Source organism: Paenibacillus sp. Soil522 (assembly GCF_001428245.1).
Taxonomy (GTDB): domain Bacteria; phylum Bacillota; class Bacilli; order Paenibacillales; family Paenibacillaceae; genus Pristimantibacillus.
This window is the reverse complement of the sequence record NZ_LMRV01000088.1, coordinates 81,473-108,023: the sequence shown is the minus strand read 5'-3', so window position 1 is coordinate 108,023 and position 26,551 is coordinate 81,473. Positions and strand designations below refer to the sequence as shown.

The following is a 26,551-nucleotide window of genomic DNA, read 5'->3' as shown; positions in this document are numbered from 1 at the left end:
TTTCCTTTTCCAAAGAGCGGTTTATATTTCTTTAGCGCCTCATTAACCATACTTCCAATAGCTTTCGCATACATTATAAAAGCAGTGAGCTTTTGGAGAGTTTATTTTTTTGATTTTGAAGGGGCTGTTATTTATAAAAAGGGAGTGACTTTGTTGTCTAAGAGAATCCTGATTTTGACAGGCGATGCCGTAGAAGTTCTAGAAGTGTATTACTCGTACTATCGGTTGCTGGAAGAAGGCTATCTGCCCGTAATTGCGTCACCGATACGAAAAATACTGCATACTGTCGTTCATGATTTTGAGGGATGGGATACATACACTGAAAAACTCGGCTATCAGATTGGATCGCATCTCTCGTTTAGCGAAGTTATTCCTGAAGAGTACGACGCTCTTATCATCCCGGGCGGGAGAGCTCCTGAATACATCCGGCTGGACAGACATATCCCGAGAATCGTCAGTCATTTTTTCGAGACGGGTAAACCTGTCGGCGTGATATGCCATGGGGTGCTCGTTCTGAACGCGTTGCCAAATAAGAGCTACTTTGCAGGCCGAACGATGACCACCTATCCAACCTTACGTTTCGAATTGGAAAATTTGGGTGCGTTCTATACGAATCAATCGACATATGTGGATGGAAATATTGTATCCGTGCAACTATGGTCGGATCTTTCCGCTTTCATGAGAGACTTTCTTAAGCTCGTGAGAAAATAATTCTTATCCATTCGGCTAAGAAGCCTTTCTAACGCTGGAAAGCGAATCGCATCCCGTCAGTATGACACGTAAACCCTAATATCCTGATCGTAATTGCCGAACTGTTTGCCGAACATACTTAGACCACCGCTATGAGCAGCTGTTTCGGGAGCGCTTATTCGGAATCTGATATCTTCCCCATAGCTGATGAGCAGATCCTTAATCGTTCGATCAGACATTCGAATGCCGTCGATATAAGAGCCCTCCGCATCGACCGTTATTTGCTTGAGTAAGCCATGCTGCGTTCCAAGATCCCACCATGCAGGCGTATAAACGCCCCGGAGCGCTCCAAAATCGCCTGGACAGGTCCAGACGCCTAAGCAAACGTCATTGATATAGAAGGAGAGGTCGGAAGGCCAATTTTCGTTATAGTGCGGTGCTTCTGAGCAAATTTCGAGCGAAACGGAAATGCTGCGGGCGCTCTGTTTTCCTACTAAGTAGTTAGGGATACGATATTCGATATAGCCGCTGCCGAACCAGAGATGGCACGCCTTTACACGCTCGGGATCAGAGAAATAGCGGGGATCGTCTATCATTCCGATCATTTTGGTATCGGAGGCAAGGCCGCAGGTCGGCTTTATTTCGTAGGAGGAATATTGCCCGATCGGAATGGTTACGGCATACCGATTTTGATCGGTCTGCTCCTTAGCCCGGAATTGCAGCGTTGCCGAATCGAGCGACAGATGGCATATTTTTTGGCGGCCTCTTGTACTCGGTACGCTCTCTGTCGTAATAATCGAAGCCTCTTCGAGCTTCTGAATATGTTTGGTAACGATAGCTGACGAGAGGCTAAGCGCTTCCGCTAATTCCTTAATATTCATAGGCTTATGATTCAATAACTCGATTATTTTTACTCTTGTGCCTGAAGCGAAGCACTCAAGAAATTTTAAATTATGGCTATTAACCTCGATGTTCATGAAAAACGCCTCATTTCATCTATTTGCCCTTATTATATAATCTGAAAGTTAAGCACACAACTTTAAAGTTTACTAATAAGATGAGATAAATAAAAATGGGGTGTCCCGTAAGACCTGTAAAGGCCTTTTGGGACACCCCATTTTTATTGAAAAAAAGAACGGTTTATGGAATGGCTCGATTAGTAAAGAGAAATGGTCAAAGTGTCGCGCTCGAAATAGGAATGAAGAGTAGCTTCACTGCCTACAATCTCCACGCTAATTAACGATTTGATACAAGTTTTCAATGCGTTTTTGCCTGTTGTCAGCTTACGGTTCAGTACAGCGGATAGCTTTTCAATAGCTTGCTTATTCGTATCGGTTAAATAGACAGGTATCGTTTTATTTTGAAACATCAGTATCGTTTTCATGGTAAAGACCTCCATCCCGCGAAGGATTTTTTTTATATTGTAACTGACAATTATTAAATAATTCTTAAAATTCGGTGAGTATTTGGTTACAAAGCTGTAACTTTTGGCAAAAAGTCAGCTAAATACAGCATTTTTTCTTATTATGGACGGCGTTCTGACGTTTCAAGCTGTTTTTTGCGGAACTGCGAAGGTGTACATTTCATCATTTTGCGAAATACTTTAACGAAGTAACTAATGTGATCGAAACCTACATCAAGCGCTACCGCCGATACTTTGAGCTCGGGCCTCAGCAGCAGCTCCGTTGCTTGTCTGATCCGATAGGCATTCAAGTACTCAATTGGCGTTTGTCTGGTCATCGCTTTGAAGAAGCGGCAAAATTGTCCTTCGCTCATCGGAATTTGATCGGCGATTTCAGAGATCCGTATGGGACGGTGGAAATTTTGCTGCATATAAACGATAGCTGTCTTCAGTCTGTCAATCTTCGTCGTGTCGGCCGTACTCGCCTCGCTGCGGTTGCAGAAGCAGCCTTCTGCTGCGATTTCGTGAAGCATTAAGTAGAAGTGTCCTTTCACGGCTGTCTCAAGACCGGGCGTCTGTCTTTCACAGACGTTCATGATGCTTTGCAAATGACGCAGCAGAGCGCGTTCCCAATCTGTGACTGGCCGGATATGTCGCGGAAACGTTCGTTTCTTATCCTGAAGCGGAGAGATAAAGCGTTCTTGCACGGCATCATAGCTCGCGCTGGCAAGCAGATGAGTGTCGAACACAATTGCACAAAATGAGCAGGCCGTATCGCCCAGTGCATGTCCAGCGTGAATATCGCCGCCGTCTATAAATACGGCCTCGCCCGCGCGAACGGGAAAATATTCGGTATCCACCTGAAACAGCACTTCACCGGACAGTACATAAAAAAATTCAGCCTCTGCATGCCAGTGGCAATCAAGAACGGGGACGCCAGCCTCATGATGCTCAATCCAATAGGCTGCAAGCGGGAACATGTTGTCACCGTGCAGACGGTCTTCCTTCAATGAATGACGAATCGTTTGATCCATTTTGCAAGGGCCTCCTGCGTCTGATTCGAGATGATTGGCTTACTTAGAGGCGTATCGTCAGAATAGTGCTATAGATGAGCATGATTATGTTAGAATCATACGATTAAGTATCAGTATAATGCAATTATGTAGGAATGCAAATAAAACATAACAGGAAGGTTGGTTCAGTCCATGAAATTTACAGACGGCAACTGGCTCATTCGTGATGAATACAAAGTATTAGGAGCTGTACAGGTACATGATTTCGAACAACATGATGGCAAACTGACGGCGTATGCATCTCCGCAGCCAATCGTAACGCGCTCGAATATGCTTGATACGATGCTGTTAACGGTTCATTTTCATTCTCCGCTGCCAGGTATTATCGGTGTGAAGCTTGTGCATCATGCAGGGGTTGTCGAACGCGGTCCGGTATTTGAGCTTTCCTCACAAACCGGCGATCATATCGTCATTGAAGAAAACGAAAACGAGGCCGTTCTAACAAGCGGCAATCTAAGCGTTCATATACGCAAAGGCCCGGTTTGGGCAGTAGATTTCTACCGGGGCGGCGAGCGCATTACCGGCAGCACGCAAAAATCAATGGCTTACATTAAAGAAAATAACGGAAATACCTTCATGCGCGAAGAGCTGGATGTAGGCGTTGGCGAATGGGTTTACGGTCTTGGCGAGCGCTTTACGCCATTCGTAAGAAACGGACAAGTCGTTGATCTATGGAACAAAGACGGCGGAACAAGCTCCGAGCAATCGTACAAAAACGTTCCATTCTATATTACGAATAAAGGCTACGGCGTATTCGTCAATCACCCGGAGCTTGTATCGTTCGAGATCGCTTCGGAGAAAGTAAAAAAGGTGCAATTTTGCGTTGCAGGCGAATCACTCGAATATTTTATTATCGACGGTCCAAGCATGAAAGATGTGCTTAACAAATATACCGATTTGACTGGCAAGCCTTCTCTGCCGCCGGCATGGACATTCGGTCTGTGGCTCACGACCTCTTTCACAACCAATTATGATGAAGCGACGGTTAATTCCTTCGTTGACGGTATGGCTGAGCGCGACCTGCCGCTGCATGTATTCCACTTCGACTGCTTCTGGATGCGCGAGTTCCACTGGACGGACTTCAAATGGGATGAGCGGGTATTCCCAGATCCGGTCGGCATGCTGTCGCGTTTGAAGGAGAAAGGGCTTAAAATTTGCGTATGGATTAATCCATATATCGCTCAGCGCTCGCGCTTATTCGAGGAAGGCAAGCAAAACGGCTATTTGTTGAAGAGGCCAGACGGTAACGTATGGCAATGGGATTTGTGGCAGCCGGGCATGGCGCTCGTCGATTTCACGAACCCGGCGGCATGCGAATGGTATGCAGGTTACCTGCGCGAGCTTGTAGACATGGGCGTTGACAGCTTTAAAACAGACTTCGGCGAGCGTATCCCGACGGATGTTGCTTACTTCGACGGCTCCGATCCGATGAAGATGCACAATTATTACACGCAGCTTTATAATAAAGTAGTGTTTGAAGTGCTCGAAGAGAAGCTTGGCAAAAACGAAGCAGCCTTGTTCGCGCGTTCGGCTACGGCTGGCGGCCAAAAGTTTCCGGTTCACTGGGGCGGCGACTGCTACGCGGATTATGAGTCGATGGCAGAAAGCCTGCGCGGCGGCTTGTCGCTCGGCATCTCAGGCTTTGGCTTCTGGAGCCACGACATTGGCGGGTTTGAAAACACGGCGCCTGAGCATGTATTCAAGCGCTGGCTGGCATTCGGCTTGTTGTCCAGCCACAGCCGTCTTCACGGAAGCAAATCGTACCGGGTGCCTTGGGCATATGATACGGAAGCGGTTGATGTAACTCGCTTCTTCACGAAGCTGAAGTGCCGAATCATGCCTTACTTGTTCAACACGGCTGTTCAAGCGACCGAGCTGGGCTTGCCTTCGATGCGCGCCATGGTTCTTGAATTCCCGGAAGATCCAACAAGTGAAATTCTTGATCGTCAATATATGCTGGGGGACTCTTTGCTCGTAGCTCCTATTTTTAACGAACAAGGCAACGTCACTTATTATTTGCCTGCTGGCAAATGGACGCATCTGTTGTCCGGCGAAATCGCCCAGGGCGGCTCATGGCGTAAAGAGAAGTATGATTTCTTCAGTCTTCCATTATTCGTACGTCCAAACTCCATTATTGCGCTTGGGGCAAATGACGTTCGTCCGGATTACGACTATGTCGATGGCGTTAGGTTTGAGCTTCATAACTTGGAAGACGGCAAATCAGCAGCAACGATAGTTCGCGATGTAAAAGGAGCTACGGAACTGACGGTATCTGCAAGCCGCCAGGGCAGATCGATTTTGGTTAAAGTTGACGGAAGCGGCAAACCATTCTCGTTCGCACTGAAGGGACTTGGAGACATCGTTTCTATAGAAGGCGCGCAAGCTGTAGTAACCGGAAGCGTTGCACAGCTCTCATCCGGATCGAAGCAATTGGAATTTACGGTTAACATTTAAATGATAATAGAGCAGCTCTGTCACAGCCATATGTTGGCCGGGTCAGAGCTGTTCCTTTCCTTATTTCACTCTGCTTTAAACTGGCATTGACCAAAATCGCATAAGAAAAGGCTAATTAAACAGCTGTTTTTCTTATGAAACTGTCGATATAATGAAAGTCGGAAAGCAAAATCAAATACATCAAAATAAAAGATATAAGGGAGAGCGACTCACATGACACGAATGAATGTTGGTTTGCAATTGTACACTGTACGAGATGCTACGGCACAGGATTTCGAAGGCACGCTTCGCCAAATTGCTGCAATGGGCTATGAGGGCGTAGAATTTGCCGGCTACGGAGATATCAAAGCGGAAGCGATGCGCGACCTGCTGCAAGAGCTTAATTTGAAAGCAATCGGCAGCCACATCGGCCTGCAGCTTCTCGAAGAGCGCCTTGATGAGGAAATTGCTTATCTTCAAACGATCGGAGCAAAATATGCGATTTGTCCTTGGTTGCCCGCTGACGCTCGCGATACAGAAGCATGGCGCGGACATCTTGTGAAATTTGAAGAGTACGGAAAGCGTTTCCGTGAAGCGGGCATTGCTTTTGCTTATCATAATCATGAATTTGAATTTGAAGTGGAAATCGACGGCAAAATCGTATTTGATGCTTTGTATGAGCGAATAGATCCGCAATATTTGCAGGTTGAGATGGATATCGGCTGGGTGCAATATTCAGGAGTCGATCCGCTTGCTTACATTGCAAAATATGCAGGCCGTTTGCCTCTTCTTCATCTGAAGGATTTCCGTGCAGGCGAGAAAGGCAAACAAATCGATACGGTTGAGCTGGGCCGCGGTGATTTGCCGCTGCTGTCAATCATTGAAGCTGCCTCGCAAGCATCTGTAGAATGGCTTATCGTCGAGCAGGACACATGCGCGAATCCGCCGCTGCAAGCTGTTGCGGAAAGCATGGAATGGATGAAAACGAATTATTTGAACAAATAATCAAATTTAAATAGATAGGGGAAAATAAAGATGCCAAAAATACGCGTAGCAGTTATAGGTTGCGGTTCCATTTCTAAATACCGTCACATTCCGGAATATGCGGCTAATGAAAATGTCGAGCTTGTTGCTTTCGTTGACCCGGTTATCGAGCGCGCTGAGAAATATGCCGAGCTGCATGGCGGCAAGGCTTATGCGGATTTTAAAAAGATGCTGGCAGAAGTTAAGCCTGACGCAGTCAGCGTATGTACGCCAAATGCGCTTCATGCGTCTATGTCCATTGCTGCTGCTAATGCAGGCGCTCACGTGCTTGTAGAAAAGCCAATGGCTGTTTCGGATGAAGAAGCAGAAGCGATGATCGAAGCTGCTAAGAAAAACGGCGTTCATTTGATGGTTGGCCACAACCAACGCTTCATGCCGCCTCATGTGAAAGCTAAGCAAGTGCTGCAATCAGGAATTCTTGGAAAAGTACTTACTTTCCGCACTTCCTTCGGTCACCCTGGACCGGAAGGCTGGAGCATTGATGGCGCAAACAGCTGGTTTTTCCGTAAACCGGAAGCGATTATGGGCGCAATGGGCGATCTTGGCGTTCACAAATCCGATCTTATTCGCTGGATGCTGGATGATGAGGTTTCAGAGGTAGCTGGATTTGTTGGCACGCTTGACAAGAAAGGTACCGAAGTTGACGATAACTCGTCCTGCTTGCTTCGCATGAAGAGCGGCGCAATCGGTACGCTTGTTGCCAGCTGGACTTACTACAAAGGCGAGGACAACAGCACGATTCTATGGTGCGAGAACGGCGTTATGAAAATCGGTACGCATCCGGACGATCAAGTTATTGTTGAACTGCGCAACGGCACGGTTGAGAAGCATAAAGTTGGCGCTATCTCGACGAATGACAATCAAGAAACAAGCGGGGTTATTGATGCTTTCGTGAAAAGCATTCTAACGGACACGACGCCGGCAGTAAGCGGTGAAGACGGCCGCGCATCCTTGAAAGTCATTTTGTGCGCATTCGAATCGCAAGCGACAGGCAAGTTTATAAGTGTAACTTAATGAACGTGAATGCCTTTATTAGAACAAAAAGCAGGCCAGGGAAGTTTCCCGCGGTCTGCTTTTTTGCATGTCCGCCGTTTCGGGTCTTGAAATGAAAGCATATGATATAGCAATTGTTTAACCGAAAGGAAGCGATGCATGATGGCCGTTGAACGCAAAAACTTCCGCAGATTCACCTATGCGGAATACGTTGATTACTTGAAGCCATTCGTTTCAAAGGTAACGTTCTCGCAGGTTCATGTACACGGAACGTGGAAGCCGACGATTGCTGATTATCATAGAGCAACAGATAAAATGAAGATCATTCAAGCGATGTGGCGTTTCCATACGATTACACAAAAATGGGGCGATATCGCACAGCATGCGACCATCGATCCTGACGGCTATATATGGGAGGGCCGTTCGCTGCTTACACCGCCAGCATCATCAGTGGGCTATAACGACCCGGATGACGATCGTATTCATCCGTTTATGTTTGAGATGATCGGAAATTTCGACGTTGGCGCCGAGAAGCTTGAAGGCGCACAGCTGGCTACGGCCGTAAAACTTACGAGTTTAATCTTAACGATGTGGAAGCTGCCTGATGATCAAATCAAGTTTCATCGGGAGATGAATCCGGCCAAAACTTGTCCGGGAAACTCGATTAACAAAACCTCATTCGTAGAACTCGTTCGCGATTGGAGGAGCGCTGCTATGAGCCCGGAAGATGCAAACAAAATCATCTCAACATGGCTGTCTCCGGCATGGTTTGCCGCCGGTACAAAAGCAGAGCGCGATGAAATTCACCGATTGGCGAATGAACTGCGTAAAGCTAGCGGTCAATTAGAATAAAGCGCAAAAAAACATGATGAGCATATTCTCATAATGCAGTAACGGTGCTGTTTTGCTAGCTGTTTTCAACCTATTACCAGTTTTTGTGCCATGAAACGGCCAAATCCCCATGATAAGATAAGTGGCGTCGGGAAGAACAACACGCAAACAAAACGGATGCGCTGCTGAATAAAGGCATCAGCGGACAGACGTTTTGAATAAAAACTTATTTTATTAGGAGGAATTATTCATGAAGATGCAACCAATACGTGTAGGTGTCGCTAGCATACTCGCAGCAACAGTGATCGGCGCAGGCTTTACTGCTCCAACGGCAGGTGCAGCACCGGCTGTGAAAACATTCTCCAACTATAACTGTCCGTTTAACCAAAATACTACGTTTAACCAAGATATGTTTAACCAAGATAGTTTTAAACAAATTGCAGATAAATACGGTATAGATCTTAGTAAGCTGCTTAATGGAGGTACGATTCAATTCCCAACTGCAGGCGGTTCTACAGGAGCAACGCAGCCAAGCACAGGAACTGGCACAGTAACTAAGCCAAGCACAGGAACTGGTACGGTAACAAAACCGAGCACGGGCACTGGTACGGTAACAAAACCGAGCACAGGCACTGGTACGGTAACAAAACCAAGCACAGGCACTGGTACTGGTACTACGACTAAACCTAGTACAGGCACTGGCAACGCGAGCGCTGGAGTTTCCAGCTCGACTGCATTCCAAACGCAAGTAATCGACTTAGTGAACCAAGAGCGTGCGAAGGCTGGATTGTCGGCTTTGAAGACTGATGCTTTGCTTACGAAGGTAGCTATTGAGAAAGCAAGAGACATGGACGTTAACAACTATTTCAGCCACAACTCGCCGACTTACGGCTCGCCATTTGATATGATGCGTTCTTTCGGAGTAACTTATTCCTACGCTGGTGAGAATATCGCTTCCGGTCAAAGAACACCGCAAGAGGTTATGACAGCATGGATGAACAGTGCAGGTCACCGCGCGAACATTCTTAGCCCTAACTTCACTAAAATCGGCGTTGGTTATGTAAACGGCGAATGGGTGCAAGAATTTACCGGCTAATCGTCTAAATGAATAACTGATAACCGTTAAGGGCGCTTGTCGCCCTTAACGATTTTTTACAATAACGCTGCCGTAGTTGTGAAACTTCGGAAGAGCACAGGAGGATTTACCGCATGTTTAAAAGACGTACCTTAGCAGCAGCATTAATTGGAATTTCCGTCATGATGGCGGCTGGAACGGTTGACGCAGCTTCAAAAACACATATAGCGACTGACAATGATACATTCTGGAAGCTTTCCAAGAAGTACAATGTACCTTTGGATACATTGATGGAAGCGAATCCAAAAATTAATCCGCTTAACTTGTATAAAGGCTTAAAGCTTACGATTCCGTCCACGGAAGCAAAAGCAGCCAAAAAACCGGTAACGCTGAAGGCAGCGGCTGCTAACACTACGAAATCGGTCACTGCCATGAATGGTAAAGAATACGCTTACTCTAAAGCGTTAATCGTACAAGCTACTGCTTATACTTCAGCGGCATCGGAAAATGGTTGGGGTCCCATCGATTATTTTGGCAATAAGCTTAAGGTCGGCACGATTGCGGTTGATCCGAAATTGATCCCGCTTGGTACGAAGCTCTATGTTACTGGCTATGATTATAACGGATTGCCCAAGGGCGGTATGGTTGCAACAGCGACCGATACGGGCAGCGCGATTAAAGGCAATCGCATCGATATTTTCGTTCCAGGCGTTTCAAGCCAAGCCATGTCGTTTGGTATCCAAAACGTTAAAGTGTTCATTTTAGAATAAGCTGCAAGGAAAAACCGGTAATCCGCTCATGTTGTGCGGATTACCGGTTTTTTTTGCTCTTGCTGTGCTGGCGGGAGGCGGATTGGTCAATAAGCTCGGGCAGCGTTACGAGCTCATAGCCTTTGCTTTGGAGAAGCTGGATAAGCTGCGGAAGTGCATTAACCGTACCGGATAAATCTTGGCCGATACCTCCTCCTGCATGCTGAAGCACGATTGATCCTGACTGAAGCGTTTTTTTTATATTTTGCAATACGGTTTCGCTGCTTGGATTGTTCTTCCAATCTACCGAGTCCACATCCCAATTGACGATGGTAAAGCCGGCCTGCTCGCTCCATCTCACCTGCTGCGGCAGCAATTCACCGTAGGGGGGACGGATAAAGTGCGGAGAGTAGCCGATCATGCTTTTGATAATAGCATCGGTTTTCCAAATTTGCTTTTGATAATTCGTTAAGGTAAGGGTTGACAATTCAGCATGGTCGTATGAATGATTACCAATAATATGTCCTTCGTTATGTATCCGCTTCACGATCGAAGGATTTTTGGCTGCGCGATTGCCAACCACAAAGAAAGTGGCGCAAACATCATGCTCTGCTAATATATCTAAAATGGCCGGTGTATATTTGGGATCGGGAGCATCATCGAAAGTAAGCGCAATTTGCTTCGTATGACGAGGTCCATTCAGTAGAAAGGCGCTTGGAAATTGCTTGTGGAGCTTTACCCATGACATGTCGGCTACGTGCCGTTTCTTTGTGTCATTAGCTGATTTGGTTGGCGCAAGCTGCTGTCCGCTGGCAGAAGCTGCATATGAATCGGCTGTAAGGCAAAGCAATAGGCATCCTATTAAAGTCAATGCCACAATAGGCATCCATATTTTTTGTGGTGCGTTCCACATGCTGCATCAGTCCCCGTGATTGAATGATAAATGAGCTGTGCCGCTATTTTACCCCTACGCTTTGCTTTCATGCGCTTTACAATAAAAAAAGGGAGGCTTAAGATGAATGAAGATCTTATTTTCCATATAAAGGAGAGCATGTGAATGAAGCTTTTGCAGTATAAGCAATCGAACCAATTGAGGCTGGGTATGAAGGTAGAGAAAGGGATTATCGATATTGCCGCTGCGTCACAAGAATTGGGCTTAGCTGCCCCTCAATCGATAGAAGAGGCTATAGGAGGCGGAGAAGTGGCGGCTTCTCAGCTAGAAGCAGTAATGAAAGCCGTTTTAGAAAATTTTAAAACCGTTTACATGCTTGAAGAAACGAACCTCTCCTTTGCACCAGTCGTTATGAATCCGCAAAAAATTATTTGCGTCGGCTTGAATTACCGCAAGCATGCAGAGGAAACGAAGGCAGAAATTCCGACCTCGCCTATATTGTTCAACAAATTTGCGAATGCGCTTAGTGCGCATGGCGATTGTATTGAGCTGCCTCAAACAAGTGATGAAGTTGATTACGAAGCGGAGCTGGCAATTATTATCGGGAAAACCGCAAAAAATATTGAAGAAGCTGAAGCACTCGACTATGTCTTCGGTTATAGCTGTGCGAACGATTTATCCGCTCGAAACTTGCAGCGCCGAACATCACAGTGGCTGCTGGGTAAAAGCTGCGACGGGTTTGCTCCAATCGGACCCTACATCGTCACTTCGGATGAAGTGGCCGATCCGGATAAGCTGACCATCTCATGCAGCGTTAATGGCATTCAAAAGCAGCATTCAAATACGGCAGATATGATTTTCTCATGCCGCGCGATAATTAGCTACATATCGAGGCATATGACGCTCGTGCCTGGCGACGTTATATTAACAGGAACGCCTGAAGGAGTAGCGATCGGATATCCTAAGGATCAACGCGTTTATTTGAAGTCCGGTGATAAGGTTGCGGTTCAAATCGAACAGCTGGGAGAGCTATCCGTTACGATGATCTCGTCTAATTGAAAAAAAGATCATGATCTGCCCGCTCGGTATGCGGAAGATGATGGTCTTTTTTTCAATTAATTATTTCATTTTAAATACATTTATCGTCCTGAGCAGCTGAGCGGCCATCGTTCGCATCCGCTCGGTTTCTTCAACGACTGCCTGTACGGATGCAATTTGCTCGTTCATGGAAGCCGATACCTGCTCGGTGCCAGCAGCAGATTGCTGCGTGATCGCGGAAATGTTTTGAATTGCCCCGGATATTTTACGGGCGCTCTCAAGCATGGCATCGCTTTCTTGGGAAAAAACGAAAATTTTCTCGGTAATAAATTGAACGCTTTGGACGATTTCCGCGAATACCAGCTCAGATTCCTTAATGTGCTCGGCTTGCAGCTTGACAACCTCTTCGTTCGTTTTCATGTTGCTTATCGTATGCTTGATACCTTCGTCAATGCTCTTCACCAGGTTGAACACTTGTTTTGTTGATGCGCTGGATTCTTCGGCTAGCTTGCGAACCTCAGATGCCACAACGGCGAAGCCTCTTCCGTGCTCGCCTGCTCTGGCAGCCTCGATCGAGGCGTTCAAGGACAAAAGATTGGTTTGTTCAGCCAAATCAGAAATCGTTGTCGTAATGGCGCTAATGCCTTGCGCTTTCCGTGCAAGCTCTTCAATCGTAGCGGATACCTTCTCGGTCGCCTCAACGTTGCGGCGCATGCCATCAGCTTGTACATCAAGAGCTTTCATACCTTTGTCAACAAGCAGCAGCGTCATCTCGGAGCGTGTATTCATCTCTTTCGTGGACGAAGCATAGTCGGAAACCTTCTCTTCGATCTCGGTAATGGACTCGCTCATCTCCGATACATCTTCGGAAATCTCGTTTGCCCCGGTTGCAAGCTCGTTGGCGGAAGCGGCAACCTGCTGCATCGCGATTTGAATATTATTATTTTTATCGAAAATGCTGTGACTCGTATCGGACACGTGACGGATGATGTTAGTCGTTTCCGTAAGGATGTCGCGAAGCTTATCGATCATGCTGTTAAAGGAATGTCCAAGCTCGCCTAATGCGGATGAGGAATGGGTGTCGATTTTTTGAGTGAAGTCGCCTTTGGAAATTCGTAGTGCAGTTCCCTTAATTTCATCGAAGGAATTGTTGATCGATTTTTCAATGAAGGAAATAAGCGGGAATGTCACGATTGCCATAATGATTATAACGATAATGCCAGCAATGAGTGAGCCGCCTGATACCGATAAAATGAGAAGCATAATGAGGGCAAACACCGCTAAATTAAGGTAAGACGTAATAAGCAGTTTGTTGCGCACAGAAAGCGAATAGTACCATTGGATCATTATGTAAGCGCTCCTTTTAATAGATTATCCATATTATAGCACTCGTCTCGAAATTGGTCTATAATTGTCGATTCACAAAAAATAAATATAAAAAATACGACCGCAAGCGGCATTTCGGAAAATACTAAATATGTTTTCGGTGTAACAATAATTAGAAAATGATACCATTATCGGTAATTGGAATGTTTTTTATGGACTTACTTCCATAAAGTATGGGGTGGTTCAAATTTCCTGAACATGAGTAGAAAGGATCAATATAGAAGGTGCAGGCGACGAGATTCAATACTGATTGGCAGCTTCTAGTTCGGAAGATTCATTTAATTTCTGAATAATAATCATTAGTCTTATTTAAATATGTATAAATTAGGGATTAAAAAAATTAATGTACTCAAAATAAATCGAAAAATGAAAAAATATGTTGAATTATATATTGAAAATGATAGAAATGAACTATATAATATGCGGTGAGACCTAAATGGAAACTCATACCTAATAAATCATAAAGGAGGATAAAATGTATGCAAACGGATTCGGTTTCACTCGCACGTCAAGTAGAATTTGTGTTTCGCCAGCTCGAGGGTGAGCTGACTAATGCAACTGCAGGTACGGTATTGATTCATATTCGGAATAATGCGGTGGGGAAATTTGGCGTCAGGCATCATCCGATCGAGAGCAAAAATGGGCAGTTTGAGAACGGGGATAAAGGGCTGACCGCAGCGCAGGTGCAAGCATTCAAAAAAATGGCGATCGAATCGCTCAGGTACAGAAGGGAATGGACGCATGGCGAAATTTTGTACGATTTCTCCGTTCGCCCAAGTGCAAACTCATGGTCAGCAAGTATACTATTCGAATCTAACTACAATATGGCCAACTGGAATTTACGCTACTATCCTAAAAAAAATGATTTATGGGATTCACAATAATAATCAAAAACGAGCTGACGGCGACCGTCAGCTCGTTTTCTTAAAGTCCAAAATCCAGATCAGGATATACATACGGTGATTCAGGCGCCTTGATTCGCTCCAGCTTGACGGCCTCCAAAGTTAGAATTTCATTATCCAGATAAGTTGAGGTAGTCAGGGTTCCCTTCACAGTTATCCATTCATCGTCCGCGTAATCCATAGCTTTAGGCCAAATAATCATTAGTCCATAGGGCAAAGCGTCAGCAGAACAACAGTTCATGGCAAATCGGCTGACGGCAAAGCGTTCCTTGCCCATGTCCTCCTCACGGTAAACAAAGCCCGTAATTTCAACTTCTTTGCCTATGAAAGCTTCCCGGTAAAGATCAAGCGTCGTTAACGTTTCAATGAATTGCTTCTCCGGTACGGAGATGAGTCCTTGCGTATAAAGCTTCTTTCCGTAAGCGGCATGCGCTTCCGTATATTCATCATAAGGAAACAAGGTATCTATTGAGCTGCCTGAAGCCTGTTCCCCTTGATTTGAAGGCGGCGGGGCCGATGATGAATCGGTGATGTGAGGCGCAGTCGAGCTTTGAGATATTGACCGTTCAACACCAGCGCTGCCCGAAAGGCTTATCCCTTTTTTTGCTGCAAGCGCGCTGCCAAGCGTCCCGGTTGGAAGGAGAAACCCGAGCAGCAATGGAAATACAAACAACCCGTAAATTACAATATTTTTGAAAACAGACGGAGAAGGCTCGTGTTCGCAATCACAGTCCGGTGCTTGGTTGCCCATTCGCTTCTGAAGAGCTGCATATACTTGGTAAATAGCTGCTGCGTAGAGCCCGATCGCCGAAAGCTTCACGTACAGCTCCATTCTCGGAGCGATGTACAGGATCATTTCGCCAGTGCGGTCCAAATAGACGATTAACATGGCAAAGCCCGTCAATATAGCGGCTCGTATCAGGTGATGTGTCATCGTATTACCTCCGTTATCCAAGCTCCGATAATGGTCAGTACTGCGGTTAAAGCAATGAGTGTGAATACAAACTTAACGCGGAATGTCGTGAGCAGCATAAGCGTGTTTTTTAGATCGACCATAGGCCCAAATACAAGAAAGGCAAGCAGCGGTCCGAAATCGAACACGCCGTTGAACGATGAAGCGATGAACGCGTCCGAAGTGGAGCAAATCGACAGAATAAAGGCAAAGGCCATCATGAATATATACGAGAAAAAAGGCTGATCGGCAAAAGAAGTAAGCGTGCTGCGCTCAATAACCGTCTGAATAACAGCGGTTAAAAAAGCGCCGAAAATCAAATATTTTCCCATTTCAAAAAACTCATCGGAAGCATGCGATAAAATCGAGGAGATTCTGCCACGGAACCCATTGCCGTTAGCGCCATGATCATGGGTATGAGTATGGCCGTGATGCACGATATTCAATGCCGGAGTCACCTTAAGCGGGTTGCTTCGCATAAATTTATATAGCAGCAAGCCGACGACAACTGATACGGCAAAGGCTAGTCCCATTCGAGAATAGGCCATTTCAGGAGTTGTGCGAAAGGCGGTGAACGTTGACGCATAAACGATCGGGTTCACGATGGGGCCGGCCAAAAGGTATACGATTCCGATATAGGCAGGCATGCCTTTACGGATTAAACGCCGTACGACCGGAATCATTCCACATTCGCATAACGGGAACAGCAGGCCAAGCAATGCGCCAAAAAGGACTCCGCCGACCGGGTTTTTAGGCGTGAATTTACGAATGAGCTCATCGGTGACGAATACTTGCAGCAAAGCAGAGAACAACACGCCAAGCAGTATAAACGGAAAAGCTTCTAATATAATGCTTATAAACAATATTTTGAAGGATTGCAGATTGGCAGCGTTAAAAATATGTACGGGCAATTCTCGATTCGTAACAATAAGTGCGAGCATGATGAGGCAGCAAGCTCCGAGCAGCGGAGTGCCAAAGCGGAAAAAAAATTTCGGCATGATGAAATTCCTTTCTTTTTGTAAGAATTACGATTAACAGTATAGCTTATGCTTGAACTTCTTACAATAGGACAACTTTCTTACGCTTGACTTTACCGTCTACACATGTATAATCGTTTTAAATGCAATGATGGGAATAAGTAAGCTCGATTGAATTGCGTGCAGAGAGCCGGTGGTTGCTGCGAACCGGTGCAAGCGTCGATGCTGAATGGGCCCCGGAGCCTATGAACGGAAACTGGCAGCAGCAGCTGCTGAAGATGTTTGTACGGAAGCTCCCCGTTATGGAGCAACAAGGCTTATGGGATTTTTATGCGCTTAGTTCTTATAAAAAAAGCGTACCATAAGCGAATTAGGGTGGCACCACGGTCCCTCGTCCCTTGCGGCGGGGGATTTTTTGCGTTTTTTTATACTCGAATGAAATGGGGTAGAAGTGGAATGAAAAAAGTGCTTTCCGGCATTCAGCCAAGCGGCCAGCTTACACTCGGAAATTATATCGGAGCCATGCAAAACTTCGTAAAGCTGCAGCATACAGAGGAATGTTTTTTTATGGTTGTCGACTTGCATGCCATTTCGGTGCCGCAGGATCCAGCTGCGCTGAGAGAGCAAACGGAGGCGGTAGCCGCATTGTTTATAGCCGCAGGAATCGATCCGCTCAAAGCGAACGTATTCGTCCAATCCCACGTGCGTGCGCATGCTGAGCTGGGATGGTTGTTTACGACGCTCGCCAACATGGGCGAGCTGGAGAGAATGACGCAGTTTAAAGATAAATCGGCGGGCAAAGATTCGGTTGGCGCCGGCTTATTCGTCTATCCCACGCTCATGGCTGCCGATATCTTGGTATACAACGCTGATCTCGTGCCTGTTGGCGATGATCAAAAGCAGCATCTGGAGCTAACACGTGATTTGGCGCATCGTTTCAATACAAGGTTCGGAAAATATTTTACGATCCCGGAGCCTTATATTCCGAAAGTAGGCGCCAGAATTATGTCACTCGACGACGCAAGCAAAAAAATGAGCAAAAGCAATCCGAACGTCGGCAGCTTTATTGCGTTGCTTGATTCACCGGATGTCATCCGCAAAAAAATTAGCAGAGCGACGACTGATTCCGGCCGCGAAGTTAAATATGATCCGGCTAACAAGCCTGAAATCAGCAACCTGATCAGTATCTATTCTCACTGCGCGAATATGAGTATTGAAGAGATCGAGGTCCGCTATGAGAGTCAAGGTTATGGACCATTTAAGAAGGAGCTTGCGGAGCATGTTGTTTCGGTCATTGAACCGCTGCAAGCGAGATATAACGAAATCCGCAGCTCAGGCGAAATTCATCACATTTTAAAGCAAGGGGCTGAGCGCGCTTCCGTTATCGCTGACCGTACCCTTGCTGAAGTGAAAGAACTTATGGGCTTTCTTCCGCCTCGCGGCTAAACGTTTATAACAGCTACAAGGCTGACGCCTCGCGTCAGCCCTGTTTTTTTCTACGTAAGCGGGCTTTCACGATAAAGCCGGCTCCGATAGTGAAAAGACTCAATAAACCAAACAATAATACGAGCCAGCCACTATAGCTAATGGAGACAGACATCGCGCTCATAAATACGATGGCAAGCACAGAAAAGAATAACGAAAGCGGTTTAGACATGGTGTTTTTTCTCCTTCACAAAAAGTCAATATTTTTTATTGAACGAAGCATAGATTCCTTAATGGTGCACATAATAAGCTTGCAAGCTTGCAACACACATCTTAGTGCAGAGGACGAAAGGAGAATTACATTATGGCAGGCAGAAACAGCAGCAGAAGTGGTCAACTGGTTGTTCCGCAAGCGAACCAAGCACTACAACAAATGAAACTTGAGGCAGCACAAGAGCTAGGCGTGCAAATTCCTCAAGATGGCTATTACGGTAATGTTTCGACTCGTGATGCAGGCTCCCTTGGTGGTTACATTACAAAAAAGCTAGTCCAAATTGCTGAACAACAGCTTTCTGGCGGCTCCCGTTAAACGTTTCTAATACTCATTGATGAATGGAAGCCCGAGGTTTTCCTTGGGCTTCTTTGCTGTTGCAAGCTCTATTTTAACATATGGCTTATGGACAGGGCTGTTCTATTTTGTACAAAAAAAAGAAAGCCCTTTTTATTGTGCGGTAAAGGGCTTTCTGGCGTCAATATCAATAAGTATCCATACGCAATCTTTTCATTAAGCGCTCATCGCTGAGCCAGCCTACATAGGAGCCAACCGTTTCAAAATTTTTATTCATTAGCAGTACGCCGACGAACGGATATTGCTTGCGATGGCGATACCGGATGTCGCACCATCTTACCTCGTATCCCCATTTATGCTCGCGGACATCTGCGCAGGCGAAGCTCGTGAAATATAAAAAGGAGCTTATAGCCGGATCATTCTTTGATTTTTCGACTGCCGGATGATCGGAGCACTGCACACGATCAAGCCACTGCAGATGATTATTGCGCAGATTGCCGATGACGAAACCGCCATTTTTCATCTGCTTGACTACGTTCCAAATCGTTAATGAGATGGTCGGGATGGCAATGTAGAAATCGCCCTCGTGATGCTCACTATCGAGCTTCTTTATTTTTTGAAGGGTGCTTCTGGCTGTCAAAGTTCGCCATACAAAGTAAATGATTAGAAACAGGTACATAATCGGAAATAATAATGCAGGATTTACGAAGCCGCCTGCCCACAGTAAAATAGCAATGATATGCACCGTGAAAATGATCGGATCGAATATATGGATAATATTCCATGATATCCATTTTTCCGTAAAGGGCCGCATTGCCTGTGTGCCGTAGGTATTAAATAAGTCGGTGAATACATGAATGCAGACGGCGAGCAGCACCCATCCCCCGATATGCAGCCACGGCAGGCTGCCGCGGTAAATCAATTGGAGAATACCGGTAATCAGCACCGTCCAAATGGCGATAGCGGGCAAGGAATGAGAAATGCCGCGATGGTTGCGAATATAAACCGCATTTCCCTTTAAACGAAGAAGCCCGTCCAAATCGGGCGCTTCCGATCCGGCTACGGTGCCGAGCAGGACGGCGGTTTGAATCGCTGGATCTGCTGCAACAACGGGATCGATTGCTGCAAGTCCGGCAAGCCCAATGCCCATGACTAGATGTGTGCCTGTGTCCATGTCGAATCCTCCTAAATCATATGATTAGGTGTAGTATCGACGGAGCGGGGGAACTTTATCAATGTAAGCCAAAGGAGACTGAAGGCAAATGTACATTTGTTTTGCGGAATACCGGATTTCACCTGAATATCGGGCGCAATACCTTTCTTATACGAACGGGCTGCTTGCAGAAGGCTGTGAAGTGCAATTATATGAAGGAACAGATCAGCCCAGCCTGTTTGTGGAAGTATGGAATGCGCCGACCTGCGAGCAGGCGGAGCAAATAAAGAAAGAACGCTGCAATGAGCGTTCCCCTTGGTTCCAAGTATCGGAGTGGATAGTTGGCGGACCTGCGAAAATGCATGTCTGGACGTTCAAGCCGGCACATCTGAACGACGAGACCATAAACGGTTAACGGCTGGAAGGTGCTGTGCCTATTGTTGCCGTACCCATTGGAGTTGAAGGGCTAACAACGCCGCCATTGAACGGATATTCGTAAGCGATTGGTTCATCGAATGTCACGTAGTCGAGATTAAGCGTCAAAAGTAAGTAACGCATACCGGTCGTCGGATCGCTGATAACAATATGATCGCGTCCGGCAGCCTCAATGATTCCTTTGAAAATTTTGGCGTTCCACTCACGGTTGTTTTCGTAAGTCATGTAGAAGGTAGCCATTTTACCGCGGTTCAAACGCAAAATGTTCTCTACATAGGATTCCTCCACAGCTGGAAGGGTAACGATGTTACCGCCTGCAGGGGTAACGAAAGATCCGCTTGGTACAGCTGGTGGGAATTGTTGCATTTGAGCAGCCTGTACTTGCATGCCGGCAGGAAGCGTAGTTGGCTGCATCCCCATTTGCATGCCGGCAGGAAGCGTAGTCGGCTGCTGCCCGCCCATTGGATACGGATAATTGCCATATCCGCCGTAGCCGTAGCCATGATAAGGCCCTGCATTTGCCGGACTTACCTGAGTTTTGTAGCCATAACCGTTAGACATGTTGAATTTCCTCACTTTCACACATTAGAAATAGAAATTAATAGACAGTTGGGCAGTCGCCTTGCTTTGGAATGTAGAAGCAATGCGCCTTATATCTTCCGCTGTGCGCCTGGTTCCACCATGTACCGGGGCAATTTCCTGACGGACGGAAAAACCAAAGCGCGTTGGAAGCCGGACGCTGACGCTCCCCGTTGATCATCCGCTTCGCCAATCGAATATCTTTTTCACGAGCGGCTTGGTAAAAGTAACCTTTGATCGTTGCTTCGAAGCCGCCTGGCCGTTGGTTGACCATTTGCGGAATGGAGCGAATATTTTTGAAATCCAGACAGTTGCTGCGGACCCGGTTTACGCCCACGTTGCCTACCATTAGCATTCCGAGCTCACCCTCGCCTTCGGCTTCTGCGCGCATGAGACGGGCCAGCATCTTTGTATCTTCAGCGTTAGTTTTAATGACTGCCATAGACTTGACGGTTCACTTCCCTTCGCATACTATAGGGCGGTTTGATGCGCGGATCGAAATAGGCATCAAACTACATAGTCATTGTACTCGGCGCCCAGCAAAATGGTTACTAAATGATTTGTCACAATTTGCGTGGCAAAATGATGAACAAAACCGTCGAACGTTGTCATCGCATCCTTTTTTCGGTATGATTAAAAACGATTCATCAATGGATGATAGACGCCCATAAGCGTCTTGTCGCATAACTCGGGAGGCTCGCTTCGTGCTGAAAGACTTAATTGCATTGACAAAACCGCGGCTGCTTCGGCTTAATGTGTTTGCTGCGCTTGGTGGTTTCTTGGTTGCTTCCAAATGGGACATTAACGTGCCATTGCTCATATGGGTGCTTATCGGTTCAACCCTGACGATAGCGTCGGCCACCGTCATTAATAATTATTGGGACCGGGAATTAGATTTGAAGATGGAGCGCACGAAGGATCGCGCTTTACCTACCGGTCGCATGCAGCCAGGAACAGTACTTATTTACGGAATTATTTTAGGAATCGCCGGGCTTTTTATCTTATTTGCGCTTGTCAAACCTTTAGCGGGTTGGCTTGGCTTGCTTGGATGGTTTGTATACATCGTGATTTATACGATGTGGTTAAAGCGGACATCCACATGGAGCACATCTGTAGGCGGAATCTCAGGGGCAATGCCGCCGGTTATCGGATATTGCGCGGTAACGAATGAGGTTGATGCAGGAGCTTGGATCTTGTTTGCACTGCTGTTCCTATGGCAGCCTGCCCATTTCTGGTCGCTTGCGATTCGCAGAGTAGAGGAGTATCGCGCGGCCGGCTTTCCTTTGCTGCCGGTTGTGAAGGGGATCAAACGGACAAAGCTGCAAATGATTCCTTACATCCTGCTTCTGCTGCCGACGGGAATATTGTTCTATACGTATGAGTATGTAGGCATTTATTTTTTAATTATTTCCGTTCTGGGCGGAGTTGTATGGCTTGTCCATACGTTGCGCGGAACAGGCGCCAAGGATACGGAAAAGTGGGCAAAAACAAACTTTCTTATCTCGGTTAATTACTTAATGGTTGTATTCATCGTTATGATTCTGAATACGACAGGATCATAATGTATGCTTTAAGGAGTGACTTGCGTGGATTTTGTAAGGAAGCATAGTTTTAAAATAGCAGTGCTGGCGCTTTGTCTGGCTATGGGTATTTATTTATTTATTACGTACGGTATGCAGCCGAAGCAGACGCTTCCGGTTGAGAAGGCTGCTCCAGCCTTCGAGCTGACGGATCTTGAAGGGCAGAAGGTATCGCTCGAATCGACGAACGGAAAGGCCCGCATCGTGTATTTCTATTTTGCGAATTGTCCGGATGTATGCCCGCCGACAACCTTTTTGCTGTCGCAGGTACAGGATCAGCTCGAGTCGGAAGGCAAGCTGGGCACCAAGGCGGAGCTCATCTCGATTACGTTCGATCCGGAACGCGATACGCCGGAAGTCATTCGTGATTTCGCCAAACGTCATTTCGCTGATCTGAGCGGCTGGCGCTTCCTGCGCGGCGATGAGGAGAAAACACTTCAGCTTGCTAAAGATTTCGGTGTAGGCGTGGTCAAAAGTGAGGACGGCTCTTATATGCATACGAATGCCATTACAATTGTTGATAAAGACGGGCAAATCCGGAAATGGATTAATGGCAGCTCTGAAGATTTAACGGCTGACAAAATAATCGATGAATTGAATAAGGTGCTTTAAGTGGCTTTAAAATTCATCTTTGCTCCAAATAGAAGCGGGACTCTGCGCAGGGTACAGAATATGCGCATCGAGGCCCGCTTTTTCTAATTGCTCGATTAAATATTCCTCAGGGGTATGCTCAACGCCGGAATAGCCCTTTCGCGTATAAATATGCTCGGCATCGGGAAATAGGTCGCGCAGCAGAAACCGGATCCGTTTACCGGAGGAGTCGTTGTCGGTAAATATGTAAGCTTGATTTTGGCCTACCAGCTTGCGGAGCTTGTCCAGCTGTTCGGAGCCGGGCGTGCCAAAGGTGCAGTATATCGGAACATCTTCATGGAGGACGCGCTTTAACCTTGATTTATCATTTTTTCCTTCTACGATAATAGCAATGTCCATGGAAGTCACCTCAGATTTGTAAAATGAGAATAGAAGCATGCGTGCGGGATACGTATAGTTTACCACCATTTTTCGATTTTACCGATACCCGGTTTGAATGGCGGTATGTGATAAACGGCCTGCTCAGAGCAGGCCGTTTATCCATTCTAATATAGGCAAGCGCACGCTACGATCACGAGTAATATAAACAGCACGAGGATAATGCCAGTGTTCGTGAAAACGTTCCTTCTACAATCTTTATTTACAGATTCTACTTTTACGGACATTTATGGAGTCACCCCGTTTCCTATAAATAAGAGCCCTGATAACCGTCAGCCAGGGGTAGCTGATTCAGATGGTCATCTGCCACATTGTATTTTATGTACGGGCGAGTGATTAGCCCTGTGCAAATACCTATCCTTACGAAAAATTTGTGCGTGAGGAAAGCGAACGGGAGAAATGCAGCGGCATCAAGGCTACTGCGATCATTAATCCGATAAAGGCGATGTAGTAAGGCGAAATGTAATCGCGCACTTGCCCGGCGGCCATTGGACCGATAAAGGCACCAATCGAGAAAGCGACCGATAAGACGGAAAAAGTGCGCCCATAGCGTGCTCCGCCGCTAAGCTCAATTAGCAGTGTGGACAGCGCCGGTAAAATAACCCCTTTGGCCATCCCGACTAACAGCAGCATTACCGTGAGCGGCGCAGGTATATCCGAGGCGATGCAGAAGTATACAATCGCAAGGAAAAGCGAGCCCCATAGCGTACGCTGATAGGAAGATACCCGGTTTAAGAACAGCATGCTCAGTGTGACGAGAGCGCCGATGCTGACTACGGAGAACAAGAGGCCGGTCGTCATCATCGCTTCCTGCGACTTGGCCAGCAGCGGGAGCTCAAACGATAAGATCCCCTGCGCGCAGCTCAGCGCAACCGGCAGCAAATAGACGAGCCAGGGAATCGGTAAGGGCTGCACAATCGGCGGTTTTGCTTTCTTTTCCCCTGGAAGGACGGCATCCGGCGATAAAGCGGCTTTCTCGCGAATGTCCCTAATGAAGAAGAGGGCGCAGACGGACGTAACGATAAGAATCCAGCCAAGTAATGTAAAAGCGGTCGTAAAACCGATTTTGGCAACGAGATAGGCTCCCGCCGCAGGCGATACGACGGATGCAAGCGTGTGAACGAGACCATTGCCTGCCATAAGCTTTCCTTGCTCCGTTCGGTCGCTCGTAATTTTGGCAAGCAAGGATAGACAGGCCGGCGAGAGAAACGCCAGCACAAATCCGCTGATAGAGCGCAACAGGAGCAATTGCCAAGGATTCGTCACTTGCGATTGGAACAGGAGCACGACGCCTGCTGCCATGAGACTGAACACGATAAACAATCTGCTGCCGTAACGGTCAACGCCGAAGCCCGCGATAAGATTGCCGGGCAAATGCGTAATGGAGTACATGCCCATCATGAGTCCGATAAAGGAAGGCGCCGCGCCTAAAGAGATTGCGAAGGGAGTTAAAATCGGGTACTGCGCATGCAAATCGAAAAAAGCGACGAACAAAAATAAATAAAGCCAAACAGCGGTTTTCACAGGGCTGCTCCTCCTTGCCAATAACATTCTTATATACTTGTACGTTTATATGGGACAGGATATGTCTGGATAAAAAGAGAGCGACGTTTACGCCCTATAATCCGTAGGTTATAATATTTTGTAATAGGATTTTTTACGAGGTATAATGGAGGGGATCATTCTTGGATTTTTTGAATTTTTCAACCTATGATTTTGATACTTGGACAGCATTTTTCAAAGAACATTGGCTGGTGCTCGTCATTGCACTTATCGTGCTTTTATTAATAGTCCGCATCGTGAAAACCTTCTTGAAATGGGCTATCGTAGCTGCAATCGTACTTGGTATTGTTGTGTACAGCGGCTACAGCATGGACGATCTGAAGGAGATTGGCTCGAAGGTTGCGGATACGGTAAAGCAGGAAGCCGTTAACGCGATGGTAGGCGAGTCGAAGGACGCTGCTTTTGTAACGAACGCAGACGGAACCTTTACGGTAAAAACCAAAAATGTAGAGCTTACGGGTGAGCCGGGCGCTAATGAGGTTGCGATTTCATTCCGCGGGACGGAGCTCGGCAAGTGGGAGCTCGATAGCACGATACAAGCCTTCATAGACCAAGCGAAGCAGAACGGGTAATGCATATGACTAGCTGGGTTCAACTGTTTAGAGAGCCGGAGCCTATTGCCATTATTGTTCTTCTGTTGCTGCTTGGCTCTCTTGTACAAGGGGTGAGGAGAGGCGCGTCGGGTTCCGCGAGGCGTCTTTTCTTTTTTGTATGGGAGGGTGTAGTCATTGTCGTTTGTCTGGTGCTGGCAGCGCAGCTTACGAATATTTTATCGCCCGCCGCAGCGAAGTGGCTTATAAGCCACGTGACGATTCCGCAGCGTGAGCTTAGCGGCGTTGAGCAAGCTTGGTTTACGCTGCTTACGAGCCTGCGGGATTTCGCTTTGCTGCGCTATGGCGTCTTGTTTCTGCTCGGTTATTTGCTGCTGCGCGCATTGGCGGCTTTGGTAGAGCCTCTGATAGAACATGCGGTGGAAGGCATGCTGCGCAGCGGCAGGGAAGAGCCTGCTGCCGGCTTGCGGGGCAAGAGAAGCGCAAGCCGTGCGGTAGGTGCTTTAATCGGGGCTGTGCACGGCGCAGGGCGTTCTTTTATTTTCGTTGCCATTTTATTCGTCTATGTGTCCCTCATGCCTAATGGCTGGTATGTCGATAAAATAGCCGATTCAAAGGTTTACACGAAGGCAGCCTCGTGGCTGAGCCCAGTGGCGGGAGACGTTTTAGCCGGGCAAGGACCTGTGCTGACTAAAGCGGTTGAAGCGCAGTTCCAGCAGATTTTACAACGCAAATATGAAATTATCGATTACGCCATTCCTGCAGAGATTGAGCAGGCGGCCCTTTATGTCACGAAGGATGCGCAAACGGATGAGGAGAAGGCGCGCAAGCTGTATGATTGGCTTGGCACAAGAATAGCATACGACTATGGAAAAGCCCGCAATTATGAGGAGAAGGGCATTTGGAAGGAACAAACACCGCCCGAGACATTTGATACGCAGAAAGGCGTATGTATAGATATAGCTCGTTTATATGCCGTAATGGCCAGATCGGCAGGCCTTGAGGTACGCGTCGTAACCGGAGTGGGCGCGGACGGTCGCGGAGGCTTCGGGCCGCATGCTTGGAATGAAGTGCGGATCGGCGAGGGGGATGCAGGCTGGATTCCGCTGGATGCCACATGGGCAAGCGCCGGGGATTGGTTTAATCCGCCGGCGTTCGACGACACTCATATACGCGAAGCGTAGTCAGCATTTATGGGTTTGATTTATTTAAAGAATACGAGGTGATTCAG

At 46.9% G+C, this 26,551-nt stretch carries 29 protein-coding genes, 1 pseudogene and 1 other annotated feature; of the genes and pseudogenes, 16 read left to right on the top strand and 14 right to left on the bottom strand.

From position 1 onward, the window contains the following. Positions 1-153: 153 nt before the first annotated feature. Complete coding sequence (locus tag ASG81_RS25940) at positions 154-711, top strand: DJ-1/PfpI family protein (RefSeq protein ID WP_056641405.1); 558 nt, start codon at positions 154-156, stop codon at positions 709-711. A gap of 56 nt (positions 712-767) precedes the next feature. Here ASG81_RS25940 and ASG81_RS25935 read toward each other — a convergent pair whose 3' ends face one another. From ASG81_RS25935 to ASG81_RS25925, 3 genes are all read right to left on the bottom strand, one after another. Beyond that, entirely contained in the window at positions 768-1,667 is a 900-nt protein-coding gene (locus tag ASG81_RS25935; RefSeq protein WP_056641401.1) for an ArsR/SmtB family transcription factor, read from the bottom strand. Between the two features lie 179 nt (positions 1,668-1,846). Beyond that, on the bottom strand, positions 1,847-2,074 hold the full coding sequence (locus ASG81_RS25930; RefSeq protein ID WP_056641398.1) for a hypothetical protein: 228 nt from the start codon (positions 2,072-2,074) through the stop codon (positions 1,847-1,849). 140 nt (positions 2,075-2,214) lie between these two features. Continuing rightward, on the bottom strand, positions 2,215-3,126 hold the full coding sequence (locus ASG81_RS25925; protein ID WP_056641395.1) for an AraC family transcriptional regulator: 912 nt from the start codon (positions 3,124-3,126) through the stop codon (positions 2,215-2,217). 171 nt (positions 3,127-3,297) lie between these two features. Between ASG81_RS25925 and yicI the strand changes: the two genes are divergently transcribed. The 6 genes from yicI (at position 3,298) to ASG81_RS33600 (ending at position 10,311) form a co-directional block, all read left to right on the top strand. Next, the gene (yicI, locus tag ASG81_RS25920; RefSeq protein ID WP_056641393.1) at positions 3,298-5,619 is read left to right on the top strand and encodes an alpha-xylosidase; all 2,322 of its coding nucleotides are present in this window, start codon (positions 3,298-3,300) and stop codon (positions 5,617-5,619) included. Between the two features lie 213 nt (positions 5,620-5,832). Next, entirely contained in the window at positions 5,833-6,603 is a 771-nt protein-coding gene (locus tag ASG81_RS25915) for a sugar phosphate isomerase/epimerase family protein (RefSeq protein ID WP_056641390.1), read from the top strand. Positions 6,604-6,633: 30 nt separating this feature from the next. After that, entirely contained in the window at positions 6,634-7,656 is a 1,023-nt protein-coding gene (locus ASG81_RS25910; protein ID WP_056641387.1) for a Gfo/Idh/MocA family protein, read from the top strand. 138 nt (positions 7,657-7,794) lie between these two features. After that, entirely contained in the window at positions 7,795-8,487 is a 693-nt protein-coding gene (locus tag ASG81_RS25905; RefSeq protein ID WP_081417589.1) for a peptidoglycan recognition protein family protein, read from the top strand. A gap of 229 nt (positions 8,488-8,716) precedes the next feature. Beyond that, on the top strand, positions 8,717-9,562 hold the full coding sequence (locus tag ASG81_RS25900; protein ID WP_056641382.1) for a CAP domain-containing protein: 846 nt from the start codon (positions 8,717-8,719) through the stop codon (positions 9,560-9,562). 113 nt (positions 9,563-9,675) lie between these two features. Next, complete coding sequence (locus ASG81_RS33600) at positions 9,676-10,311, top strand: 3D domain-containing protein (RefSeq protein WP_056641378.1); 636 nt, start codon at positions 9,676-9,678, stop codon at positions 10,309-10,311. 40 nt (positions 10,312-10,351) lie between these two features. On the opposite strand, the gene ASG81_RS25890 is transcribed toward ASG81_RS33600, so the two are convergent. Next, positions 10,352-11,203: a polysaccharide deacetylase family protein gene (locus ASG81_RS25890; RefSeq protein ID WP_056641375.1), complete on the bottom strand. Its 852-nt coding sequence runs from the start codon at positions 11,201-11,203 to the stop codon at positions 10,352-10,354. Positions 11,204-11,347: 144 nt separating this feature from the next. Here ASG81_RS25890 and ASG81_RS25885 point away from each other — a divergent pair, with 144 nt between their 5' ends. After that, the gene (locus ASG81_RS25885; RefSeq protein WP_056641370.1) at positions 11,348-12,241 is read left to right on the top strand and encodes a fumarylacetoacetate hydrolase family protein; all 894 of its coding nucleotides are present in this window, start codon (positions 11,348-11,350) and stop codon (positions 12,239-12,241) included. A gap of 60 nt (positions 12,242-12,301) precedes the next feature. Here ASG81_RS25885 and ASG81_RS25880 read toward each other — a convergent pair whose 3' ends face one another. Next, positions 12,302-13,564 (bottom strand): methyl-accepting chemotaxis protein, encoded by a 1,263-nt coding sequence (locus ASG81_RS25880; RefSeq protein WP_442952963.1) that lies wholly within the window; start codon positions 13,562-13,564, stop codon positions 12,302-12,304. 521 nt (positions 13,565-14,085) lie between these two features. Between ASG81_RS25880 and ASG81_RS25875 the strand changes: the two genes are divergently transcribed. Beyond that, a complete protein-coding gene (locus tag ASG81_RS25875; RefSeq protein WP_056641364.1) occupies positions 14,086-14,490 on the top strand; it encodes a hypothetical protein in 405 nt (134 codons plus the stop codon). A gap of 40 nt (positions 14,491-14,530) precedes the next feature. Here the strand turns inward: ASG81_RS25875 and ASG81_RS25870 are convergent, their stop codons facing one another. Together ASG81_RS25870 and ASG81_RS25865 are read right to left on the bottom strand one after the other, a co-directional pair. Then, positions 14,531-15,442: a TIGR03943 family putative permease subunit gene (locus ASG81_RS25870; protein ID WP_056641361.1), complete on the bottom strand. Its 912-nt coding sequence runs from the start codon at positions 15,440-15,442 to the stop codon at positions 14,531-14,533. Further along, positions 15,439-16,458, bottom strand: coding sequence for a permease (locus ASG81_RS25865; RefSeq protein WP_056641358.1), 1,020 nt, complete (start codon positions 16,456-16,458; stop codon positions 15,439-15,441). The genes ASG81_RS25870 and ASG81_RS25865 overlap by 4 nt, the downstream gene beginning before the upstream one ends. 118 nt (positions 16,459-16,576) lie before the next feature. Continuing rightward, positions 16,577-16,839, top strand: a binding site (T-box leader). A 54-nt stretch (positions 16,840-16,893) separates the two neighbouring features. Between ASG81_RS25865 and trpS the strand changes: the two genes are divergently transcribed. Further along, positions 16,894-17,883: a tryptophan--tRNA ligase gene (trpS, locus tag ASG81_RS25860; RefSeq protein ID WP_056641355.1), complete on the top strand. Its 990-nt coding sequence runs from the start codon at positions 16,894-16,896 to the stop codon at positions 17,881-17,883. Between the two features lie 34 nt (positions 17,884-17,917). Here trpS and ASG81_RS31700 read toward each other — a convergent pair whose 3' ends face one another. Continuing rightward, positions 17,918-18,094: a DUF5325 family protein gene (locus ASG81_RS31700; protein ID WP_162255070.1), complete on the bottom strand. Its 177-nt coding sequence runs from the start codon at positions 18,092-18,094 to the stop codon at positions 17,918-17,920. Between the two features lie 132 nt (positions 18,095-18,226). On the opposite strand from ASG81_RS31700, the gene ASG81_RS25855 reads away from it, so the two are divergent. Beyond that, positions 18,227-18,451 carry an alpha/beta-type small acid-soluble spore protein gene (locus tag ASG81_RS25855; RefSeq protein WP_056641352.1) on the top strand — a complete coding sequence of 75 codons (225 nt, stop codon included), beginning with the start codon at positions 18,227-18,229 and terminating at the stop codon, positions 18,449-18,451. Between the two features lie 166 nt (positions 18,452-18,617). On the opposite strand, the gene ASG81_RS25850 is transcribed toward ASG81_RS25855, so the two are convergent. Continuing rightward, on the bottom strand, positions 18,618-19,604 hold the full coding sequence (locus ASG81_RS25850; RefSeq protein WP_056641349.1) for a metal-dependent hydrolase: 987 nt from the start codon (positions 19,602-19,604) through the stop codon (positions 18,618-18,620). Positions 19,605-19,692: 88 nt separating this feature from the next. On the opposite strand from ASG81_RS25850, the gene ASG81_RS25845 reads away from it, so the two are divergent. Next, complete coding sequence (locus ASG81_RS25845; RefSeq protein WP_056641346.1) at positions 19,693-19,998, top strand: hypothetical protein; 306 nt, start codon at positions 19,693-19,695, stop codon at positions 19,996-19,998. Here the strand turns inward: ASG81_RS25845 and gerQ are convergent. Both gerQ and ASG81_RS25835 read right to left on the bottom strand, forming a co-directional pair. Then, positions 19,995-20,579, bottom strand: a complete 585-nt coding sequence (gene gerQ, locus ASG81_RS25840; protein WP_056641343.1) for a spore coat protein GerQ — start codon at positions 20,577-20,579, stop codon at positions 19,995-19,997. The two genes, ASG81_RS25845 and gerQ, sit on opposite strands and share 4 nt — an antisense overlap. A gap of 37 nt (positions 20,580-20,616) precedes the next feature. After that, positions 20,617-21,039, bottom strand: a complete 423-nt coding sequence (locus ASG81_RS25835) for a cell wall hydrolase (protein ID WP_056641339.1) — start codon at positions 21,037-21,039, stop codon at positions 20,617-20,619. 241 nt (positions 21,040-21,280) lie between these two features. Here ASG81_RS25835 and cyoE point away from each other — a divergent pair, with 241 nt between their 5' ends. Together cyoE and ASG81_RS25825 are read left to right on the top strand one after the other, a co-directional pair. Continuing rightward, the gene (gene cyoE, locus ASG81_RS25830; RefSeq protein ID WP_268795833.1) at positions 21,281-22,159 is read left to right on the top strand and encodes a heme o synthase; all 879 of its coding nucleotides are present in this window, start codon (positions 21,281-21,283) and stop codon (positions 22,157-22,159) included. 24 nt (positions 22,160-22,183) lie between these two features. Beyond that, entirely contained in the window at positions 22,184-22,789 is a 606-nt protein-coding gene (locus ASG81_RS25825; protein ID WP_056641334.1) for an SCO family protein, read from the top strand. Positions 22,790-22,795: 6 nt separating this feature from the next. Here ASG81_RS25825 and ASG81_RS25820 read toward each other — a convergent pair whose 3' ends face one another. The 3 genes and pseudogenes from ASG81_RS25820 to ASG81_RS25815 all read right to left on the bottom strand — a co-directional run bounded on the left by ASG81_RS25820 (position 22,796) and on the right by ASG81_RS25815 (position 24,730). After that, positions 22,796-23,167, bottom strand: coding sequence for a toprim domain-containing protein (locus tag ASG81_RS25820; protein ID WP_056641331.1), 372 nt, complete (start codon positions 23,165-23,167; stop codon positions 22,796-22,798). A gap of 146 nt (positions 23,168-23,313) precedes the next feature. Next, a pseudogene (locus ASG81_RS33230) lies at positions 23,314-23,385 on the bottom strand (YjcZ family sporulation protein); the annotation flags it as partial. A 181-nt stretch (positions 23,386-23,566) separates the two neighbouring features. After that, the gene (locus ASG81_RS25815; RefSeq protein WP_056641328.1) at positions 23,567-24,730 is read right to left on the bottom strand and encodes an MFS transporter; all 1,164 of its coding nucleotides are present in this window, start codon (positions 24,728-24,730) and stop codon (positions 23,567-23,569) included. Between the two features lie 161 nt (positions 24,731-24,891). On the opposite strand from ASG81_RS25815, the gene ASG81_RS25810 reads away from it, so the two are divergent. Continuing rightward, positions 24,892-25,341: a hypothetical protein gene (locus ASG81_RS25810; RefSeq protein WP_056641325.1), complete on the top strand. Its 450-nt coding sequence runs from the start codon at positions 24,892-24,894 to the stop codon at positions 25,339-25,341. Continuing rightward, on the top strand, positions 25,341-26,504 hold the full coding sequence (locus tag ASG81_RS25805; RefSeq protein ID WP_327205191.1) for a transglutaminase domain-containing protein: 1,164 nt from the start codon (positions 25,341-25,343) through the stop codon (positions 26,502-26,504). The genes ASG81_RS25810 and ASG81_RS25805 overlap by 1 nt, the downstream gene beginning before the upstream one ends. The last annotated feature ends 47 nt before the right edge of the window (positions 26,505-26,551 follow it).

Excerpts from the sequence above, each read along its gene's own strand:
- yicI (WP_056641393.1), top strand. The coding sequence starts at position 3,298 with ATGAAATTTACAGACGGCAACTGGCTCATTCGTGATGAATACAAAGTA.
- ASG81_RS25925 (WP_056641395.1), bottom strand. The coding sequence starts at position 3,126 with ATGGATCAAACGATTCGTCATTCATTGAAGGAAGACCGTCTGCACGGT.
- ASG81_RS25850 (WP_056641349.1), bottom strand. The coding sequence starts at position 19,604 with ATGGACACAGGCACACATCTAGTCATGGGCATTGGGCTTGCCGGACTT.
- gerQ (WP_056641343.1), bottom strand. The coding sequence starts at position 20,579 with ATGTCTAACGGTTATGGCTACAAAACTCAGGTAAGTCCGGCAAATGCA.
- ASG81_RS25915 (WP_056641390.1), top strand. The coding sequence starts at position 5,833 with ATGACACGAATGAATGTTGGTTTGCAATTGTACACTGTACGAGATGCT.
- ASG81_RS25805 (WP_327205191.1), top strand. The coding sequence starts at position 25,341 with ATGCATATGACTAGCTGGGTTCAACTGTTTAGAGAGCCGGAGCCTATT.
- ASG81_RS25910 (WP_056641387.1), top strand. The coding sequence starts at position 6,634 with ATGCCAAAAATACGCGTAGCAGTTATAGGTTGCGGTTCCATTTCTAAA.
- ASG81_RS25905 (WP_081417589.1), top strand. The coding sequence starts at position 7,795 with ATGATGGCCGTTGAACGCAAAAACTTCCGCAGATTCACCTATGCGGAA.
- ASG81_RS25845 (WP_056641346.1), top strand. The coding sequence starts at position 19,693 with ATGTACATTTGTTTTGCGGAATACCGGATTTCACCTGAATATCGGGCG.
- ASG81_RS25865 (WP_056641358.1), bottom strand. The coding sequence starts at position 16,458 with ATGCCGAAATTTTTTTTCCGCTTTGGCACTCCGCTGCTCGGAGCTTGC.
- ASG81_RS25900 (WP_056641382.1), top strand. The coding sequence starts at position 8,717 with ATGAAGATGCAACCAATACGTGTAGGTGTCGCTAGCATACTCGCAGCA.
- ASG81_RS25935 (WP_056641401.1), bottom strand. The coding sequence starts at position 1,667 with ATGAACATCGAGGTTAATAGCCATAATTTAAAATTTCTTGAGTGCTTC.
- trpS (WP_056641355.1), top strand. The coding sequence starts at position 16,894 with ATGAAAAAAGTGCTTTCCGGCATTCAGCCAAGCGGCCAGCTTACACTC.
- ASG81_RS31700 (WP_162255070.1), bottom strand. The coding sequence starts at position 18,094 with ATGTCTAAACCGCTTTCGTTATTCTTTTCTGTGCTTGCCATCGTATTT.
- ASG81_RS25930 (WP_056641398.1), bottom strand. The coding sequence starts at position 2,074 with ATGAAAACGATACTGATGTTTCAAAATAAAACGATACCTGTCTATTTA.
- ASG81_RS25835 (WP_056641339.1), bottom strand. The coding sequence starts at position 21,039 with ATGGCAGTCATTAAAACTAACGCTGAAGATACAAAGATGCTGGCCCGT.
- ASG81_RS25875 (WP_056641364.1), top strand. The coding sequence starts at position 14,086 with ATGCAAACGGATTCGGTTTCACTCGCACGTCAAGTAGAATTTGTGTTT.
- ASG81_RS25870 (WP_056641361.1), bottom strand. The coding sequence starts at position 15,442 with ATGACACATCACCTGATACGAGCCGCTATATTGACGGGCTTTGCCATG.
- ASG81_RS33600 (WP_056641378.1), top strand. The coding sequence starts at position 9,676 with ATGTTTAAAAGACGTACCTTAGCAGCAGCATTAATTGGAATTTCCGTC.
- ASG81_RS25885 (WP_056641370.1), top strand. The coding sequence starts at position 11,348 with ATGAAGCTTTTGCAGTATAAGCAATCGAACCAATTGAGGCTGGGTATG.
- ASG81_RS25820 (WP_056641331.1), bottom strand. The coding sequence starts at position 23,167 with ATGGACATTGCTATTATCGTAGAAGGAAAAAATGATAAATCAAGGTTA.
- ASG81_RS25890 (WP_056641375.1), bottom strand. The coding sequence starts at position 11,203 with ATGTGGAACGCACCACAAAAAATATGGATGCCTATTGTGGCATTGACT.
- ASG81_RS25855 (WP_056641352.1), top strand. The coding sequence starts at position 18,227 with ATGGCAGGCAGAAACAGCAGCAGAAGTGGTCAACTGGTTGTTCCGCAA.